Source organism: Streptacidiphilus jeojiensis (genome assembly GCF_042510965.1).
Taxonomy (GTDB): Bacteria; Actinomycetota; Actinomycetes; order Streptomycetales; family Streptomycetaceae; genus Streptacidiphilus; species Streptacidiphilus jeojiensis.
This window is the reverse complement of the sequence record NZ_JBEUKS010000003.1, coordinates 299771-315756: the sequence shown is the minus strand read 5'-3', so window position 1 is coordinate 315756 and position 15986 is coordinate 299771. Positions and strand designations below refer to the sequence as shown.

Below are 15986 nucleotides of genomic sequence, written 5' to 3'. Positions count from 1 at the left end.
TCAAGAAAAGAAAACTTGTCGGTGTGTCGCCGTCAGGATGCGGATGTCGTGAACTGCCCGGCCGGCGGAGGTGTCGGCGGCGGAGGTGTCGGAGCCCCGGGCAGCCGGACGGTGCACAGGGCGCCGCCTGTCGTTCCGTCAGCGGACGGTGCCGCACCTGCCAGGGACACCTCGCCGCCGGCGTCGCGGACGGTCTGCGCGACGATCGCCAGGCCCAGCCCCGAACCCGGCATCTGCCGGGCCGAGGGCGAGCGCCAGAACCGCTCGAAGACATGCGGCAGGTCCTCGGCCGGGATGCCCGGGCCGTGGTCGCGCACCGTCAGGGTCCCGGCACCCAGCCGCACCTCCACGGCACCGCCGGGCGGGCTGAACTTCACCGCGTTGTCCAGCAGGTTGACCACCGCACGCTCCATCGCGTGCGCGTCCGCGCGGACGAACCAGGGATGCAGTTCGACGCTGAAGACCAGCCCGGGGCCGCGCAGCCGGGCCCGGTCCAGGGCACGGGCCACGATCTCGTGCAGCGGCTGCACCCCCAACGGCTTCGAACCCGCGGGGCGGCTCGGCCGGGACAGCTCCAGCAGGTCCCCGATCAGCGTGGACAGCTCGACCGTCTGCGCCTTCATGTTGCGCAGCATCCGCAGCCGGGTCTGCTCGGGCAGCGCCCGGTGCGACTCCTCGCTGCGCACCAGCAGATCCACATTGGTGCGCAGCGAGGTCAGCGGCGTGCGCAGTTCGTGTCCCGCGTCGGCGATCAGCTGCGACTGCCGGTCCCGGGAGCTGGCGAGCGCGCTGCTCATGGAGTTGAACGACTCCCCCAGCCGGGCGATCTCGTCCCGGCCGGACACCGCGATCGTGGTGCCGGGCTCCTGGGTGCGGGCGATCTGCTCGACCGCCTCGGTGAGACGGCCCACCGGACGCAGCGCCGTCCTGGCGGCCCAGCGTGCCGCCCAGACCGTGCCGCCGATCACCACCACGGCCAGCCCGACCAGGAACAGCATCAGCTGGTCCAGCGCGCTGCGCACGGGTTCGAGGGGCTGCGAGACCAGCACGGCCATCCGCAGCTGCCCCACCGGCACGCTGACCACGTAGACCTCGACCGGGCTGCCGAGCTCGGTCCTGCCCTCGCGGAAGTGGCTGGAGGCGCCGGGCCCCCACGTCCCGCCGGCGGCTATCGCCACATCGGCCGGGGTGACCACCACCCCGGTGCCGTCGGCCGGCGCGCAGGCCTTCCCGTCGGCGAAGAGCACGGTGGGCCGGTCCAGTCCGCCTTCGGTCGACTCCCGGCACAGGGCCGGGAGATTGCCCATCGCGTCGTTGCCGGCGCGCTCGACGGACTGCCTCAAGGTCTGGTCGACCTGCTGCATCATCTGCTGCTGGGCCAGGAACCAGCTCACCGTCGCACACAGCACCACGGCCACCGAGACGGCCAGCGCCGTCAGCAGCACCAGGCGCCCGCGCAGCGACACCCGGTTGAACCAGTCCCCGATCGCGCCGGATCCCCGGCCTGCTGACGGTGTGTCGGACAACTGCTGATGCGGCATGGCCGTCCCCCATGATCGTGCAGACCCCCGAACGGCGCTCTCGACCGAGGCCGCCCGCGCCTGCTGCCAGCCAAGATCCATTCGATGTCTGAGATCCGGCTGAGAGCAGGCTCAAAGCTGGGACATATTTCATCGAGGACAATGCACCCCTGCCGCCGCAGCAACGGCAGCCCTAGCCGGCCAGCCCTACCTGGCCAGTTCGGCCGGCTCGTCCAGCCGGGTCAGTTTCCGCGGATTGCGCATCAGGTAGACCCGGGTGACCCGCCCCTCCTCCACCACCAGGCTCACCGCGGTCGGCTCCCCGTCGATCTCGAACCGGCCCGCCGGTGCGCCGTTGAGCCACACGGTCGTGGTCTCGAGCACGTCCACCGTCTCCCGGTCCGCCCGTGCGAGCACCCTCGCCACCAGCTCGGCCCCGTGCAGCGGAGCCAGAGCGGCGGCCGCGACCCCGCCGCCGTCGGCGATCAGGACCACGTCCGGAGCCATCACCTCCATCAGCTCCTGCAACTGCCCGGTGCGCAACGACGCCAGGAACCGCTCCACCACGGCCTGCTGCTCCGACCGGCTCACCTGCACCCGGGGCCGGCGGGCGGCCACGTGCTCCCGTGCCCGCCGGCCGATCTGCCGCACCGCGGCCGCGGACTTCCCGACGGCCTCGGAGATCTCGCCGTAGGGAAGGTCGAAGACCTCGCGGAGCACGAAGACCGCCCGCTCGGTCGGCCCGAGCGTCTCCAGCACGGTCAGCATCGCGATCGAGACACTCTCCGCGAGTTCGACGTCCTCGGCGACATCGGGGCTGGTCAGCAGGGGTTCCGGCAGCCATTCCCCAACGTACTCCTCGCGGCTGCGGGACAGCGTCCGGAGCCGGTTGAGCGCCTGCCGGGTGACGATCCGGACCAGGTACGCCCGCGGATCGCGCACCTGCGAGCGGTCCACGCCGTCCCACCGCAGCCAGGACTCCTGCAGCACGTCCTCGGCATCGGCCGCCGACCCGAGCATCTCGTAGGCGACCGTGAACAGCAGGCTGCGATGGGTGACGAAAGGATCATCGCTCATGCCGTCGACGCTACCCGGGAGCTGCCGGCCGGACGCGCGGTCAGCGGGATCTCGCAGGCGTCGGAGTAGCCCTGTGAGGTGATTCCGTGCGCCGTGTTGGTCCTGGTCGACAGGTTGGCGAAGCCGATGAAGACGGTGAGCTCGACCAGCGCCGCCGGGCCGAGCCGGTCCAGCAGGCTCGCCGACAGCTCGTCGGTGACGGTCGTCGGGGTGTTCGTCATGGCCTCGGCGTACTCCAGCACGTCGCGCTCCAGCGGGGTGAACACCTCCGACTCCCGCCAGCGCGGCACCTGGCTCGCCTTGGCCAGGTCCAGGTTCTGGTTCAGAGCGGCGAAGTAGTTGATGTCCAGGCACCAGCTGCAGCCGACCTGTGCCGCGACCGCCATGTGCGCGAACGTCTTGAGGCTCGCGTCGGCCACGTCCCAGGCGCCCACCCTGGCCGAGAACGCCAGGTTGTCGGTGGCCAGTGCGGGATGGTTGAACATCACCTCGACGGGCTCGGGCACGGCGCCGAGCTGCTCGATCAGGTTCTCCCGCAACTCGGTGGGGAGCTCCGCCTTCGGGATGCGCGGTGTCATGGTGTTCTCCTCAGTGCTGTGTCTGTGTGCGTGTCTGCATGAAGACACCGCCGCAGCCGCCGGTGTGACACCCGGGCGGACCGGTCAGGAATCAAGAAGCACCGGCCACCTCACCTCTCCTAGCGTTATCAGCATGACTTCCATCGAATTCGTCACCATCGACGTCACCGACCCCGCCGCCGCCGAGAAGTTCTACGCGGCCGCCTTCGAACTGGACCCCCAGGTGCTGCGCCTGCGCGCCTCGGAGGCGCCGAGCACCGGCTTCCGCGGGTTCACGCTGTCACTGATCGTGTCCCAGCCCGGCAACGTCAACGCCCTCGTCGACGCCGCCCTCGACGCCGGCGCCACCAGCATCAAGCCCGTCACCAAGTCCCTCTGGGGCTACGGCGGCAGCGTCCAGGCCCCGGACGGCACCATCTGGAAGGTCGCCACCTCGAACAAGAAGGACCAGGGCCCGGTCACCAAGGAGTTCGACGAGATCGCGCTGCTGCTGGGGGTCGAGTCCATGTCCGAGAGCAAGCGCTTCTACGTGGAGCACGGGCTGACCGTGGGCAAGAGCTTCGGCAGCAAGTACGTCGAGTTCGCCGCCGACCCGTCGAGCCCGGTCAAGCTGGCCCTGTACGGCCGCCGCGCCCTGGCCAAGGACGCCGGCGTCGCCCCCGACGGCACCGGATCCCACCGCCTCGCCATCACCGCTGACTCCCCCGAGCCCTTCACCGACCCGGACGGATTCATCTGGGAAGCCGCTGCGCGCTGAACCGGGCGGCAGCACCCTAGCGGTCGAAGAGCTTCCAGTGCCCTTCGGAGACGACCTCGACGGCACCGTCCACCACGGTGATGGCCGTGTCGTCGTCGACCGCGTACCCCGGCACCGGTATCCGCTCGGCCCATCTCTCGGCGTCGGCCATGGTGTTGTCCGGGCACTCCGCATTGTCCAGGTGCGGGAAGATCGAGAAGTCGACCAGGCCCAGCCCGCTGTCGCCGCCCGCGGCGGGCTTCCAGCCGACGAACTCCTGCCCGACGTGCGGGGCCATCACCATGCTGCCGGCGCTCAGCCCCACATAGACCGTCTCGCTCAGCGACGGGAAGAGATCCGCCAGGCCGGACTCGCGCATCCAGTGGTGCAGATACAGGACGTCACCGCCGCACACCAGCAGGGCGTCGGTCTCCTCAACCAAGGGGATCCAGTTCTCCCGGTCGATGCTGGGCAGCGCGGTCAGCTCCAGCATTCCCACGGACTTCCACCCGAGTTCGACCAAGGGGGTGGGGGTCTGCCCGGCGATCTGTCGCCACGTCATGACGGCAGTCCCGGGCAGCATGCCGTACATCGCGGTCGGGATGCACAGGGCGGTCGACTCGGCGATGGGTCTGCCCAGCATGTCGACCAGTGCGTCACGGATGGTCCGGTTGCTGACGCCGCCGGAGGTGAGCAGAAGCTTCATGGGGCCTTCCTTCCTGTCCGTGGAGAGCCGCGCCTGAGGAGTCAATCACGAGGCACTGACACATGACTGCGGGCGTGGGCGGGATGTCACAGACAGCCGGGCTGTCTCGTCTGCTGTCACGGAGACGGTCTCCGGGATCGGAAGGTGATGTCATGCGGGTGGTCGCGGCAGGAGGGGCGGGCCCGGGTCCGGCCCCGATGTCCGCCCGGGCCGAGGAGTTCGAGGAGCTGCGACCGCTGCTGTTCGCGATCGCCTACCGGATCCTCGGCAGTGTGAGCGAGGCCGAGGACGCGGTCCAGGAGGCCTGGCTGCGCGTCGAGGGCTCCTCGGCACAGCCGGTTTCGGTCCGGGCCTTCCTGTCCACCGTGGTCACCCGGATCTCGATCGACGTGCTGCGTTCGGCCCGGGTCCGCCGGGAGGAGTACGTCGGGCCGTGGTTCCCCGAGCCGCTGCTCACCGATCCCTACCAGGACCCGGAGCGCTCGGCGGAGCTGGCCGAATCGGTCTCCGTCGCGGCCCTGCTCCTGCTGGAGCGGCTCAGTCCGTTGGAGCGTGCGGTGTTCGTGCTGCGGGAGGTGTTCGCCTTCGGCTTCCCCGAGGTCGCTGCGGCGGTGGGGCGCTCGGAGGCGGCCTGCCGCCAGCTCGCGCTACGGGCGCGTCGGCACATGGACGCGGGCCGGCCCCGGTTCGAGGCCGACAGCCGGGAGCGCGAGCAACTCGCCGACCGGTTCTTCGACGCCCTCCGGGAGGGCGATGTCGACGGGCTGCGCGAACTGCTGGCTGCCGATGTGCAGATGGTGGGCGACGGCGGCGGCAAGTCGCCGCAGGTGGCCGAACGCATCCTCGGTGCCGAGAGCGTGGCGCGGGTGCTGGTCGCGCTGGTGCCGTCCTTCGTCCGGATCGGCGGGGTCGTGCAGCCGCACCGGGTGAACGGCCAGCCGGGAGCGGTCGTCCGGGACCGGGAGGGCAGGGTCGTCAACACCTTGGCCCTGGACATCCTGGACGGGCGGATCCGCACGATCCGTACGGTGATCAACCCCGACAAGCTCAGGCACCTGGGTCCGCCGGCCGACGCCTGGTCGGTCCTGCACGAGGCGACGGTGCGCTGACGCAGTGGGAGCCGGGACTGCGGCCCCGCTACTTCTGGTCTTCTTCCTCCTGGGCCGGGTCCCGCTCCGCCTGGTCCTGCTTGGCCTTGGTGCGGGCGGCGACCTGGTCGGCCGCCCAGGTCGACCATTCCTCCGTCATCAGCCAGAGCCGCTTGCCGTACTCCAGTGCCAGGCCGCTGTACTCCGCCAGGTCGGTGTCGGGCCAGTCGGCGGAGGTCGCCTCGATGGCTTCCAGCGTGGCGACCTCCTTGCCGGAGGCCTCGGTGAGCCAGCGGAGGTAGTTCTCCGACTCCTCGCGGCTGAGCGCGCCGAGCAGGAAGATGCGCAGCAGCGACTCGCTGCGCGGGTGCAGCTCCGGCTCCGTCTCCAGCAGCCAGTGGCGGATTTCGGCCAGTCCGGCCTCGGTCAGCGCGTACTCCTTGCGGCCGCGCGCACCCTGCTCGGAGACCGACAGCAGACCGGCGTCGGCCAACTTGCCGAGCTCCGGGTAGATCTGGCCCTGCGTGGCCGGCCAGGTGTTGCCCAGCGACAGCTTGAAGATCTGCATCAGGTCGTATCCGCTGGCCGGTTGCTCGCGCAGCAGCCCCAGCAGTGCATGTCGCAGGCTCATGACCGTTGACATTAGCTTCCGGTTCGGACGGGTGGCCAGTCGACATTTCGGGGAACACCTGTCGATGTCGATATTTCTGGATTGACATGTTGATGACGAGGTTTTAGCTTCGACCTGTCAGTCCAGACATGTCGGTCGTATCGAGGGAGCCCTCCCGTGTCCTACCTGCGCGCTTTTGCGCCATGGATCGCCTTCGCGGTCATCCCCTCTGCACAGTGGAAGTGGGCCGCGCTGTTCGCGCTCGTCGTCTCGGTCGTCGAGATCGTCCGCAAGACCCGCGGCGGACTGCCGCTGGACGCGCAGATCATGGAAGTCGGAACCAGCGCCTACTTCACCGGACTCACCGCGCTCGCGTTCACGGATCCGCACACCGCGCTGCACGCGTACATCCCGGCGATGGCGTCGGGCGCGCTCGGGGTGATCGCGGTGGGGTCGCTGCTGGTGCGCAAGCCCTTCACCCTCGGCGTGGCCCGGCAGAGCATGCCACGCGCAGCCTGGGACAACCCGCTGTTCCTGCACGTCAATATGATCATCTCGGCGGTATGGGCCGCCTCGTTCGCCGCCGGATACATCGGGCTTGCCGCCCTGGCGCACTCCTCCGCCGTCGGCCGCATCCTCGTGCAGACTGCGGCGTTCGCCCTGCCGCTCGTCTTCACCATGCGCTACGTCGACCGTGTCCGCTCCCGGGCCCGCGCCCAGGAGGGCACGGAGACCGAGGCCACTCGGGCCCAGGCCACGGCCTAGCCGGTCTCCTGACGGCATGAGTGCGGGGTGGGCCGGGAATCGGATTCCCCGGCCCACCCCGCGCCTGAGTGCTTAGCAACGAGCGCTGAGCGGTACTCAGCTGCTGCTGTAGGCCTGCAGTTCCCAGAGCGAGTAGCCGTACTGGGTGGCCCGTGCGGTGCCGTACATCCGCAGGTAGCGACCACTGCCCGTGACACTCAGAGTCTGCGTGCCACCGGTACCGGTCGTGGTGGAGTAGATCGGCGTCCAGGTCGTACCGTCAGTGGACGTCTGGATCTGGAACGCGGTCGCGTACGCCGTCTCCCAGTCCAGCACCACCTTGCAGATGCTCTGCACCGAACCCAGATCCACCTGCAACCACTGCGGATCCGAGAACGCACTGGACCAACGCGTCCCCGTATCACCATCGACCGCATCCTGCGCCGGCGTACCCACGTTCTCCGCCGACGAAGCCGTAGCCGTCTTGTTCAGCGCGACATTGGTCGTACCGCACCCGCCACCGCTGGTGGTTCCCGCGTAGGCCTGCAGTTCCCAGAGCGAGTAGCCGTACTGGGTGGCCCGAGCGGTGCCGTACATCCGCAGGTAGCGGCCACTGCCGGAGACACTCAGGGTCTGCGTGCCACCGGTACCGGTCGTGGTGGAGTAGATCGGCGTCCAGGTCGTACCGTCGGTCGACGTCTGGATCTGGAACGCGGTCGCGTAGGCGGTTTCCCAGTCCAGCACCACCTTGCAGATGCTCTGCACCGAACCCAGATCCACCTGCAACCACTGCGGATCCGAGAACGCACTGGACCAACGCGTCCCCGTATCACCATCGACCGCATCCTGCGCCGGCGTACCCACGTTCTCCGCCGACGAAGCCGTGGCCGTCTTGTTCAGCGCCACATTGGTCGTACCGCACCCGCTGCCGCCGGCCGCGTTCACCACCCAGCTGAAGGAGGTGGATCCGACCGCCCCGGTGGTGTCGCTGGCAGTCACCGTGACGTTGGAGGTCCCTGCGGTCGTCGGGGTGCCCGAGATCAGGCCCGAGGAGGCGTTGATCGACAGCCCGGCGGGCAGTCCGCTGGCGCCGTAGGTGAGGGTCTGGCCGGACGCCGAGTCACTCGCCTGTGCCTGCAGGCTGGTTGCCGTGCCCACGGTCGAGGTCTGACTGCCGGGGTTGGTCACCGTCACCGTGTTCCCGGTGCCGCCGCTGCCGGTGGGCATCGTCCACTGCTGCTGGGCGGAGTCGGTGCAGGTCTCGATGTCGAGCCGGGAGGCGGTGTTGCCGCCCGGATCGGTCAGGCACAGTCCCGAACTCGGGTTCAGCAGTTCGCCGTTGGCCTGGTGGGTCCAGCCCTGGGCGGCGGTGCCGTTGCAGGGGTACCAGTCGACGTTGGTGCCGCTGGTGGTCCCTGCGCTCACCACGTCCAGGCAACCGCCCTGCACCCGTACGGTGTTGTCGCTGTAGGGCGACCACTGCTGGCCGGCGCTGCCGTTGCAGGCGCTCACCCCGATCGGGTTGCCCTCGGTGTTCAGCGAGTTCTGGTTGGTCGCGCAGAGGCTGTTGATCCCCTTGAGCGCGCCGGTGGCGGTGGCGGTGCCGGTCGGGGTGGAGTTGCCGCCCTGCTCGTACACGGCCACGTAGCCGACGCTCATCGAGGCGCCCGAGGTCGTCGCCGCCGTGGGGGTCGCCGAACCGTAGACGCCGTCCGGGTAGTTGCCGCCCATCGCCAGGTCCCAGATGATGAAGAACCCGTGGTCGATGGCGGCCTGCCAGGCGGCGGTGCCCACCGAGGCCTCGGTGATGGTGTTCTCGACCGTGCCGTCCATCAGGAACTGCAGGGTCTCGGCGCTGGTGTCGGTGCGGTCGATGATGACCGAGTAGGTGTGGTAGCCGGTCTGGCAGGTGGATCCCGCGCCGGGACAGGCGATCAGGCCGTGTCCGGGGCTGTTCGCCGAGTCGTGCAGGGTCTGCGAGGCCTCGTTCAGGCCGTTGACGTCCTCCATCATGTCGATCTCGCCGGACTGGGGCCATCCGCCGCCGGCCCGCATCGGGGAGCCCAGGGCCCAGAACGCGGGCCAGTAGCCGAGGCCGTTGGCGGGGTTGGGCTGCTCGATCGAGGCGGTCATCTCCAGCTTGCCGCCGGCCGGTGCCTGGAAGTCCTCGCGGGTGCTCTCCAGCCGTGCCGAGGTCCAGGTCCCGCCGTTGTTGATGGCCTTCAGGACGAGGTGGCCGTTGCCGTCCAGGTAGGAGTTGGCGGTCGAGTTGGTGGTCTGCTCGCTCTCACCCGTCCCGTAGCCGGTGCCGATGTCGTAGAACCAGTTGGCCGACGACGGTGCCGAGCCGGCCGCCCCGGCGAAGTTGTCGCCGAACACGGTGGTCCAACCCGACGGCGCCGGCGGCACGGTGTCCGCCTGCGCGGCGGGGGCGGCGACCATCGTGGTGGCGACGGCGCCGGACAGGCATCCGGCCAGCAGTGCCACGGTGGCCAGGAGCGAGCGCCCCCTCGCCGATGTCCGGGGCACCTGCCTTCGAGGTTCGCTTCGTCGGCCGGGCCCCCGGCCGATACGCGGTATGACGAACACGTTGCCTTCCCTTCAGCGCGGCTCGCGCCTTCTCGGTTCCAGCAGCGGGCATGGCGGAGCTGCGGCGGAGTGACGGCGCAGCACGCCTGCCCGTAGGGCCGGTTGGCGTTGATTCGTGCGGAAGAGAGCGCTCTCTAGCCAGCTGATTTCTACGGGGCATGCACATGGCTGTCAAGCGTTCGCGCGTACAGACTCACCAAATCCGACCCGTCGTCAGCCGGCCCGGTACGGACCGGATCCCGCGAGTCCGCGCCAGGTACCAGCCACGATGGCGAGCAGCAGCAGCCCGGCGCAGCCGAATGCGGTGCGGGCGCCGGCGAGGTCCGCGAGGGTGCCCATCGCCAGACCGGTGACCGGGCTCGCGCCGGGCAGCGCCATGGTCCACGCGCCCATGACCCGGCCCCGCAGTTCCGGCGCCGCGCGCAGCTGTACCAGGGTGTTGGCCCGGGCGACCATCCAGATCGAGGTGAACCCGACCGCGGCCATGCCGACGTAGAGCAGGACCGGGTCCGGCGCGCACGCCGTCGCGGCCGTGCTCAGGCCGGTCGCCCCGGCCAGCAGCGCGACCTGACGGCCCGTCGGTTCGTCGCCGCGCGCGGCGAGCAGGGCGCCCGGCAGTGCGCCGAGGCCGAAGACGGACAGCAGTGCGCCGTAGCCGCCGCCACCCAGGTGGAAGACCCGGTCGGCCAGCAGCGGCATCAGCACACCGGGGTTGAACAGGATCCCGCAGGCCGCTGCGATCAGCAGGCAGGAGCGGATCGCCGGGACGGACCATGCGTAGCGCAGACCGGCGCGGGCGGCGGCGCGGCGTGTCGTCGGCGCGGCGGGCGGTTCGAGCGGTTCGTGCGCGGGCGTGGCTGCGGGAGTCGGCGGTTGCAGGGCCGGTGGTTGCAGCAGCAGGACCGCGAGCGGGGCGAGGAAGGACGCGGCATTGACCAGGACGCAGGCGCCCGCGCCCCACAGCACCAGCACCACGCCGCCGAGTGCCGGGCCGAACACCCGTGAGGTGTTGAGGATGACCTCGTACAGGCTGACGGCGCTGCTCAACCGCGCCCTCCCGACCAGGTCCAGGACGTAGACCTGACGGGCGGGTCCGTCCAGGGCGTTGACCAGCCCACTGCCGCCGGAGAGCAGCAGGATCGACCAGTAGGCCACGGCATGTGTCGCGATCAGCAGGTACAGGGCGAGGCTGAGGACGGCGAGCGCGCCCTGGGTGCCGATCAGCACCCGGCGCCGGTCCAGCCGGTCCACCGCGGCGCCGCACCACGCGCCGGCGATCAGGCTCGGCAGCATGGTCACCGCGGAGAGCACGCCGAGCCCGACGGCGCTGCCCGTCATCGTGAGCACCAGCCAGGAGGTCGCCACGGCCTGCGTCATGCCACCGGAGGCCGAGGTGATCTGGCTCAGGAACCACCAGCGGAACGGCCGGAAGGCCAGCGCGGCGAACGGCGGTTCCTTCCGCGACGGAGCAGGCGGACGGGCGTCTGTTGCGGTCCTCCGGCCGGGCATCTATTCTCCTCAAGTCATGGAAATACCAGCCATGGTGAGCAGGCGTCAGACGGACGATACCGACGGCTGGGCGGATGCGCAGCAGGTATGCGCCCATCTCTCTTTATCGCGGTGCCAGGGGAATTGGAGGCCGGCCATGGACGCCAGGCAGCGGGTGCTGGGCGCCGTCCAGACCTGCGACGGGACCACCCGTGCCGAGCTCGCCGAGGAACTGGGCCTGCCGCTGGGCACGGTGACCACGGCCGTCACCGGACTGCTGCGGGCCGGCGCGCTGGCCGAGCGGCCCGCCGGCAGCGCCGCAGGCGCCCGGGCCGGTCGGCCCGCGATGCTGCTGGTCCCCACCGCGCCGCCGCGCACCGTCGGTGCGGTCATCTGGGCGCACGGCCGGCTGCAGATCGCCGTCGCGACCTACGGCGGCACGGTCCTGGCCCGCAGCGACCTGTCGGTCCCCGACGACCCGTCGGACCCGCAGGTCCTGGATCCGGCCTGGAGGTTCCTGAGCGAGGCGGGCGGCGGGGCGCTCGACCGGATCGTGCTGGGGGTGCCCGCTCCGTTCCAGCGCGGCGTGGGCCTGCCGCCCGCACGGCTACCGGTCCCCGGGCCTGCCGACGGCGGCACCGGCACGCCGCGTTCCGGGTTCGCGCCCTGGCTGCGTCCCGACCCGGCCAGTGCCCTGACCGAACGGCTCGGCGTGCCCGTCGTCATCGAGAACGACGCCAACCTCGGCGCTCTCGGCGAAGCGCACGCGGGTGCCGGGCGCGGGCACCGCTGCCAGGTCTACCTCAAGCTCGGCGAGCGCAGCGTCGGCGCCGGGCTGGTGCTCGACGGCGCCCTGTACCGGGGGACCTCCGGCTTCGCCGGGGAGATCGCGCACATCCACGCGGACGACGAGGGACCGCTGTGCATCTGCGGAGCCCGTGGCTGCCTGTCGGCCCGGGCGCGCCGCCCGCTGGTGGAGCTGATGGAGACGGCCTACGACCGGCCGCTGGACTTCGCCGAGGTGCTCCGCCTCGCGGACGCCGACGAGCCGGCGCCGGCCCGGGTGCTCCGCGAGGTCGGTCGGGCCCTCGGCCGTCCGCTGGCCGACCTGTGCACCTTCCTCGACCCGGGCCTGCTGGTCCTCGACGGCGCGTTGGGGGGTGCGGGCCGCCATGTGCTGCGCGGTCTGTCGGAACAGATCGAGCGCTACTGCGCCCCGGCGGTCGCCTCCTCGCTGACGCTGGTCCCCGGCGCGCTGGGCACCGACGCGGACCTCACCGGCGCCATCCGCCTCGCCCGCGCCGAGGCCCTGGCCCCGGCCCCGCCCGGGCGTTGACTGCCCGCCGGATCCCGCACCGCACGATGTCGTCCGTGGTCAGGGCGGTGTCGCCGAGTAGCACTCGGCGGCCTTGCCCGGCCCGAGGGTCACGCAGGCCTTCAACGGAGCACTCCCACCGGCGATGGCCACCAGGCGCGTGTAGACGAACGGGTCGACGTTGCTCGGGTGCGAGACCGTGGCGCTCTGGGTCGGCCGGCCCTGGGTGGAGAGGCTGAGCCGGTCGCCGGACCTGGCGTTCCAGACCCTGGCCCAGGCGGCCTGGCAGAGCGGGTTGTACCGGATCTCGAGTCCGACTCCGGCCGGGGTCTGCACATGGAGCAGGGTCTGCGGTTCGACTCCGCACAGCTCCGTGCCCGGGTCCAGCCCGTCGCAGGCGGCTCCGGTGCAGCCGACGTGGAAAGCCGAGGACGACGGATGTGCGGAGCCGGCGCCGGGCGAGGCGCCGCCGTCCGCGGCCGAGACGGTGAGGGCCGTGCACGCGAGTAACGCGACGCCGCCGGCGGCGAGGCCGATCGTCCACCGTCTCCGGGCCCGTCCGGCCGCTCCTCCGGCGGGAGCGACGGCCGGCACGACAGGACCGGGTTCGGCAGGTTCGCCGGGTTCGGCCGTAGGCGGTTCCTCGGTCCGGACGTCGGCGTCCTGCGAGCTCCCGACCGGGCCGGCCGGGTCGGCCATCTGGGCCGAAGGGACCGACGGAACCGACGGCGTCGCCAGTGTCGCCGTCCGTCGGCTCCACGCGGACTCGGCCAGTTCCCACATCGCCTCCAACCGCGGCTCCGGCTCCTCCGCCAGCTCGCACAGGGTGCGCACGGCGGGCCAGGGCGGCAGTGTCCGCCCGGCCAGATAGCGCTGCCAGGACGACCTGCTGTAGGGCGACGCGGCGGACAGCGCGGACAGCGTCAGCCCGCAGCGCTCGCGCAGCAGGCGCAACTCGGCGGCCAGGCGCACGCATTCGGGTGGGCTGTGGCTCATCCGCGCAACGCCGCCCAGGTCCGTGGCCCCACCTGTCCGTCGACGTCCAGCCGGTAGGTCTTCTGCGCCTGGATGACCGCGGCCTCGGTCAGCGGGCCGAAGTTGCCGTCGATGCCGCCGGGGGAGATCCCCGCACGCTGCAGCAGGCACTGCAGCTCGGCCACCTCCGGACCGGACATGTCGACTTCGAGCGGGTCGGTCAGGGTGGTGCTGTTCCCTGCGTACCAGCGGCCCGCTCTGCGGACGTAGTCGCAGGCGTAGTCGACCGGCCGCGCCACCGCGCCCACCCGGGCGGGGGCGGCCGCCGACCGGCCCTGGCCCGCGAGCACCACCAGCGTCGCCACCGTCGCGCCCAGCGCCGCCGAGACGACGGCGGTGACCAGCAGCTGCAGGCGCGCCCGGCGGCGCTGGCCGGCGGGCAGCGTTACGGCAGGCACGGCGAGCACAACAGGCTCGGCAGGTGGGGCAGGCTCGGCCTCGCCGGCCGTGGACGCGGCCTGCACCGGTACGGCTGAGGGGTCGTCCGGTCCGACGTCCGGTCCGACGTCCGGTCCGTCCGGGGCGACGCCGTCGTCCCCCGGCTGCTCGGAGTCCTCGGGCTGTTCCCGGCGCCAGGCGTCCGCCGCCATCTCGTACCGGGCCAGCAGCCGGGCCGAGTCCGTCCCGGCCAGCTCGGCCAGTGCCTCGACCGCCTCGGGCGGGGGCAGCAGCCGCCCGCCGAGATAGCGCTCCCAGGACGAGGCGCTGTAGCCGGTTCTGACGGCGAGCCGTCTCAGCGTCAGTCCGCTGTCGTCCTTCGCAGAACGCAACCCGCCCACGAACTCCACCACCGCCGGGTCGAGCCCGCCGGGCAACGCCTTCCAACGCGCCACTGTCCCACCCCTCCGATCCACCCCAGGCCCGTTCCGACCCCTGGGCCCCGGCGGGATCGTAGCGAGCTTTGGTATGAACCAGTCAGCCGGGCCACACCCTCACAAACAGCACCGACCGCCGACCGCAGCCGACGCCCCGTCACCCTTTTGGGGCGTCAGCTGACACTTCGTCCCCTGACGGACCGTTACCACGCTGAGCTGTAGGTATGCGGCATTGACCGACGCGACACACCGCGACTGCGACCCGTTCGGACCCGGTGCCGACATGCGGGGGGTGGGGAGTCCGACTTGTGTGATTCCTGTGAGCCAGGGTTGGAAGCGGTACACCGTGCCGCGCCCGGGGCTTGCTGGAGGTAGCACAAGCATGCGTTCCATTCACGCCGTTGTCGGTACTGCTGTTCTGGGCGCGAGCCTGGCCCTCGTCGCCCCCGCAGCCCAGGCGGCGACGCCGCAGGCCTCCCGGGCCTGCGCCAAGGCCGTGACGGCCGCCGAGAAGGCGGAGGCCGCCTACAACGCCGCCGTGTCGGACTACAAGAAGCAGGTCGCCGGCGGCGGCCACCCCGGCACCGCCGAGCGGGACAACCTGACCGCGCTGCAGAGCGCCGCCAACGGTGCCGCCTCCTTCGCGGCCCGGGTCTGCCCGGACGCCAAGGTTCCCTCCGGCACCGTGCACACCGGCATCGGCTCCACCAGCCAGGGCGCCAACACCGCCGACCTGGCGGCCGGCGCGGCCCTGATCGGTGCCGTGGGCATCGGCGCCGTCGTGCTGCGCCGCCGCCACAGCGGCAGCCAGGCCTGACCGGAAACCTCCCCGGCAGCCCGGCTGCACCCGTGGGTCCCCGCCTGCCCGGGCGGGGACCCACGTCGTCGTTCCCGCCCCGGCGGGCCGGCCCTCCCCCGATGGCCCGTCAGCGCGGTTGGCGCAGCAGCCCCGCGACGAGGACCTCGACCAGTCGGCGCGCGTCGTAGCGGGGGTCGCTGTCCGCGCCGATGCAGAGGTTGCCCACCCCGTGCATCAGTTCCAGGGCGGTGAGGTCGGACCGGATCTCGCCGGAGGCGACCGCGGCGTCCAGCAGTCGGCTGCACACCGGCACGAGGCGGTCCAGGAAGTAGGCGTGCAGCGTCTCGAAGCCGGCCTGGTCGGACCGCAGCGCGGAGGCGAGTCCGTGCTTGGTGACCAGGAAGTCCACGAAGAGGTCGATCCACTGCCCCAGCGCGGCGTGCGGGCTGCCGCCGGCGGCCAGCAGGGCCGGGCCGGCCTCGGCGCAGGCTTCGACCTGGTGCCGGTAGACCGCGATGACCAGGTCCGCCCGGGTCGGGAAGTGGCGGTAGATGGTGCCGGTCCCGACGCCGGCCTCGGCGGCGATGTCGCGCACCGGCGCCTCCACGCCCGACGTGACGAAGACCGCGGCGGCCGCGTCCAGCAGTGCCTCCTGGTTGCGCCGGGCGTCCGCCCGCCTGGGCCGGGCCGCAGCCCCCGCGCCCGCGCCCGCCTCTGCCGCCTCATCGTTGTCGGTCACTGCGCCCTTTCCTCCACTGTCCACATGCACCGCTTGCCAAAGCGGAACATGGTTCCGTATCGTTAGCGGAGCAACGTTCCGCTTATTCGAATGATGCCAGAGCAGAAGCCCGGCGACCAAGCCGGGCAGTGCCACCATGCTTCACCC

At 71.4% G+C, this 15986-nt stretch carries 14 protein-coding genes and 2 pseudogenes; 5 read left to right on the top strand and 11 right to left on the bottom strand.

What is annotated here, in order from left to right; genetic code table 11:
- Window positions 1-32 precede the first annotated feature (32 nt).
- The 3 genes from ABUW04_RS10465 to ABUW04_RS10455 form a co-directional block, all read right to left on the bottom strand.
- Window positions 33-1541, bottom strand: coding sequence for a sensor histidine kinase (locus ABUW04_RS10465; RefSeq protein WP_380564241.1), 1509 nt, complete (start codon window positions 1539-1541; stop codon window positions 33-35).
- A 186-nt stretch (window positions 1542-1727) separates the two neighbouring features.
- Entirely contained in the window at window positions 1728-2597 is an 870-nt protein-coding gene (locus ABUW04_RS10460; protein WP_380564240.1) for an RNA polymerase sigma-70 factor, read from the bottom strand.
- A complete protein-coding gene (locus ABUW04_RS10455) occupies window positions 2594-3175 on the bottom strand; it encodes a carboxymuconolactone decarboxylase family protein (RefSeq protein WP_380564239.1) in 582 nt (193 codons plus the stop codon). Before ABUW04_RS10455 ends, ABUW04_RS10460 begins: the two co-directional genes overlap by 4 nt.
- A gap of 133 nt (window positions 3176-3308) precedes the next feature.
- On the opposite strand from ABUW04_RS10455, the gene ABUW04_RS10450 reads away from it, so the two are divergent.
- Window positions 3309-3932: a glyoxalase gene (locus ABUW04_RS10450; RefSeq protein ID WP_380564238.1), complete on the top strand. Its 624-nt coding sequence runs from the start codon at window positions 3309-3311 to the stop codon at window positions 3930-3932.
- Window positions 3933-3948: 16 nt separating this feature from the next.
- On the opposite strand, the gene ABUW04_RS10445 is transcribed toward ABUW04_RS10450, so the two are convergent.
- Window positions 3949-4617, bottom strand: coding sequence for a Type 1 glutamine amidotransferase-like domain-containing protein (locus tag ABUW04_RS10445; protein WP_380564237.1), 669 nt, complete (start codon window positions 4615-4617; stop codon window positions 3949-3951).
- Between the two features lie 152 nt (window positions 4618-4769).
- Here ABUW04_RS10445 and ABUW04_RS10440 point away from each other — a divergent pair, with 152 nt between their 5' ends.
- The gene (locus ABUW04_RS10440; protein ID WP_380564236.1) at window positions 4770-5726 is read left to right on the top strand and encodes an RNA polymerase sigma-70 factor; all 957 of its coding nucleotides are present in this window, start codon (window positions 4770-4772) and stop codon (window positions 5724-5726) included.
- Window positions 5727-5754: 28 nt separating this feature from the next.
- On the opposite strand, the gene ABUW04_RS10435 is transcribed toward ABUW04_RS10440, so the two are convergent.
- Window positions 5755-6336, bottom strand: a complete 582-nt coding sequence (locus ABUW04_RS10435) for a helix-turn-helix transcriptional regulator (protein ID WP_380564235.1) — start codon at window positions 6334-6336, stop codon at window positions 5755-5757.
- A 156-nt stretch (window positions 6337-6492) separates the two neighbouring features.
- Between ABUW04_RS10435 and ABUW04_RS10430 the strand changes: the two genes are divergently transcribed.
- Window positions 6493-7080: a hypothetical protein gene (locus ABUW04_RS10430; protein WP_380564234.1), complete on the top strand. Its 588-nt coding sequence runs from the start codon at window positions 6493-6495 to the stop codon at window positions 7078-7080.
- A gap of 102 nt (window positions 7081-7182) precedes the next feature.
- On the opposite strand, the pseudogene ABUW04_RS10425 reads toward ABUW04_RS10430, so the two are convergent.
- From ABUW04_RS10425 to ABUW04_RS10415, 3 genes and pseudogenes are all read right to left on the bottom strand, one after another.
- A pseudogene (locus tag ABUW04_RS10425) lies at window positions 7183-8286 on the bottom strand (discoidin domain-containing protein); the annotation flags it as partial.
- 15 nt (window positions 8287-8301) lie between these two features.
- Window positions 8302-8718: pseudogene (locus ABUW04_RS10420) on the bottom strand (ricin-type beta-trefoil lectin domain protein); the annotation flags it as partial.
- A gap of 1143 nt (window positions 8719-9861) precedes the next feature.
- On the bottom strand, window positions 9862-11157 hold the full coding sequence (locus ABUW04_RS10415) for an MFS transporter (RefSeq protein ID WP_380564233.1): 1296 nt from the start codon (window positions 11155-11157) through the stop codon (window positions 9862-9864).
- A gap of 136 nt (window positions 11158-11293) precedes the next feature.
- Between ABUW04_RS10415 and ABUW04_RS10410 the strand changes: the two genes are divergently transcribed.
- On the top strand, window positions 11294-12472 hold the full coding sequence (locus ABUW04_RS10410) for an ROK family transcriptional regulator (RefSeq protein WP_380564232.1): 1179 nt from the start codon (window positions 11294-11296) through the stop codon (window positions 12470-12472).
- A 39-nt stretch (window positions 12473-12511) separates the two neighbouring features.
- Here ABUW04_RS10410 and ABUW04_RS10405 read toward each other — a convergent pair whose 3' ends face one another.
- Window positions 12512-13447, bottom strand: coding sequence for a helix-turn-helix domain-containing protein (locus ABUW04_RS10405; RefSeq protein ID WP_380564231.1), 936 nt, complete (start codon window positions 13445-13447; stop codon window positions 12512-12514).
- On the bottom strand, window positions 13444-14319 hold the full coding sequence (locus tag ABUW04_RS10400) for a peptidoglycan-binding protein (RefSeq protein WP_380564230.1): 876 nt from the start codon (window positions 14317-14319) through the stop codon (window positions 13444-13446). Before ABUW04_RS10400 ends, ABUW04_RS10405 begins: the two co-directional genes overlap by 4 nt.
- 364 nt (window positions 14320-14683) lie before the next feature.
- Here ABUW04_RS10400 and ABUW04_RS10395 point away from each other — a divergent pair, with 364 nt between their 5' ends.
- The gene (locus ABUW04_RS10395) at window positions 14684-15118 is read left to right on the top strand and encodes a hypothetical protein (RefSeq protein WP_030261610.1); all 435 of its coding nucleotides are present in this window, start codon (window positions 14684-14686) and stop codon (window positions 15116-15118) included.
- A gap of 109 nt (window positions 15119-15227) precedes the next feature.
- Here ABUW04_RS10395 and ABUW04_RS10390 read toward each other — a convergent pair whose 3' ends face one another.
- A complete protein-coding gene (locus ABUW04_RS10390; protein WP_380564229.1) occupies window positions 15228-15839 on the bottom strand; it encodes a TetR/AcrR family transcriptional regulator in 612 nt (203 codons plus the stop codon).
- Window positions 15840-15986 lie beyond the last annotated feature (147 nt).

Excerpts from the sequence above, each read along its gene's own strand:
- ABUW04_RS10465 (WP_380564241.1), bottom strand. The coding sequence starts at position 1,541 with ATGCCGCATCAGCAGTTGTCCGACACACCGTCAGCAGGCCGGGGATCC.
- ABUW04_RS10460 (WP_380564240.1), bottom strand. The coding sequence starts at position 2,597 with ATGAGCGATGATCCTTTCGTCACCCATCGCAGCCTGCTGTTCACGGTC.
- ABUW04_RS10455 (WP_380564239.1), bottom strand. The coding sequence starts at position 3,175 with ATGACACCGCGCATCCCGAAGGCGGAGCTCCCCACCGAGTTGCGGGAG.
- ABUW04_RS10450 (WP_380564238.1), top strand. The coding sequence starts at position 3,309 with ATGACTTCCATCGAATTCGTCACCATCGACGTCACCGACCCCGCCGCC.
- ABUW04_RS10445 (WP_380564237.1), bottom strand. The coding sequence starts at position 4,617 with ATGAAGCTTCTGCTCACCTCCGGCGGCGTCAGCAACCGGACCATCCGT.
- ABUW04_RS10440 (WP_380564236.1), top strand. The coding sequence starts at position 4,770 with ATGCGGGTGGTCGCGGCAGGAGGGGCGGGCCCGGGTCCGGCCCCGATG.
- ABUW04_RS10435 (WP_380564235.1), bottom strand. The coding sequence starts at position 6,336 with ATGAGCCTGCGACATGCACTGCTGGGGCTGCTGCGCGAGCAACCGGCC.
- ABUW04_RS10415 (WP_380564233.1), bottom strand. The coding sequence starts at position 11,157 with ATGCCCGGCCGGAGGACCGCAACAGACGCCCGTCCGCCTGCTCCGTCG.
- ABUW04_RS10410 (WP_380564232.1), top strand. The coding sequence starts at position 11,294 with ATGGACGCCAGGCAGCGGGTGCTGGGCGCCGTCCAGACCTGCGACGGG.
- ABUW04_RS10405 (WP_380564231.1), bottom strand. The coding sequence starts at position 13,447 with ATGAGCCACAGCCCACCCGAATGCGTGCGCCTGGCCGCCGAGTTGCGC.
- ABUW04_RS10395 (WP_030261610.1), top strand. The coding sequence starts at position 14,684 with ATGCGTTCCATTCACGCCGTTGTCGGTACTGCTGTTCTGGGCGCGAGC.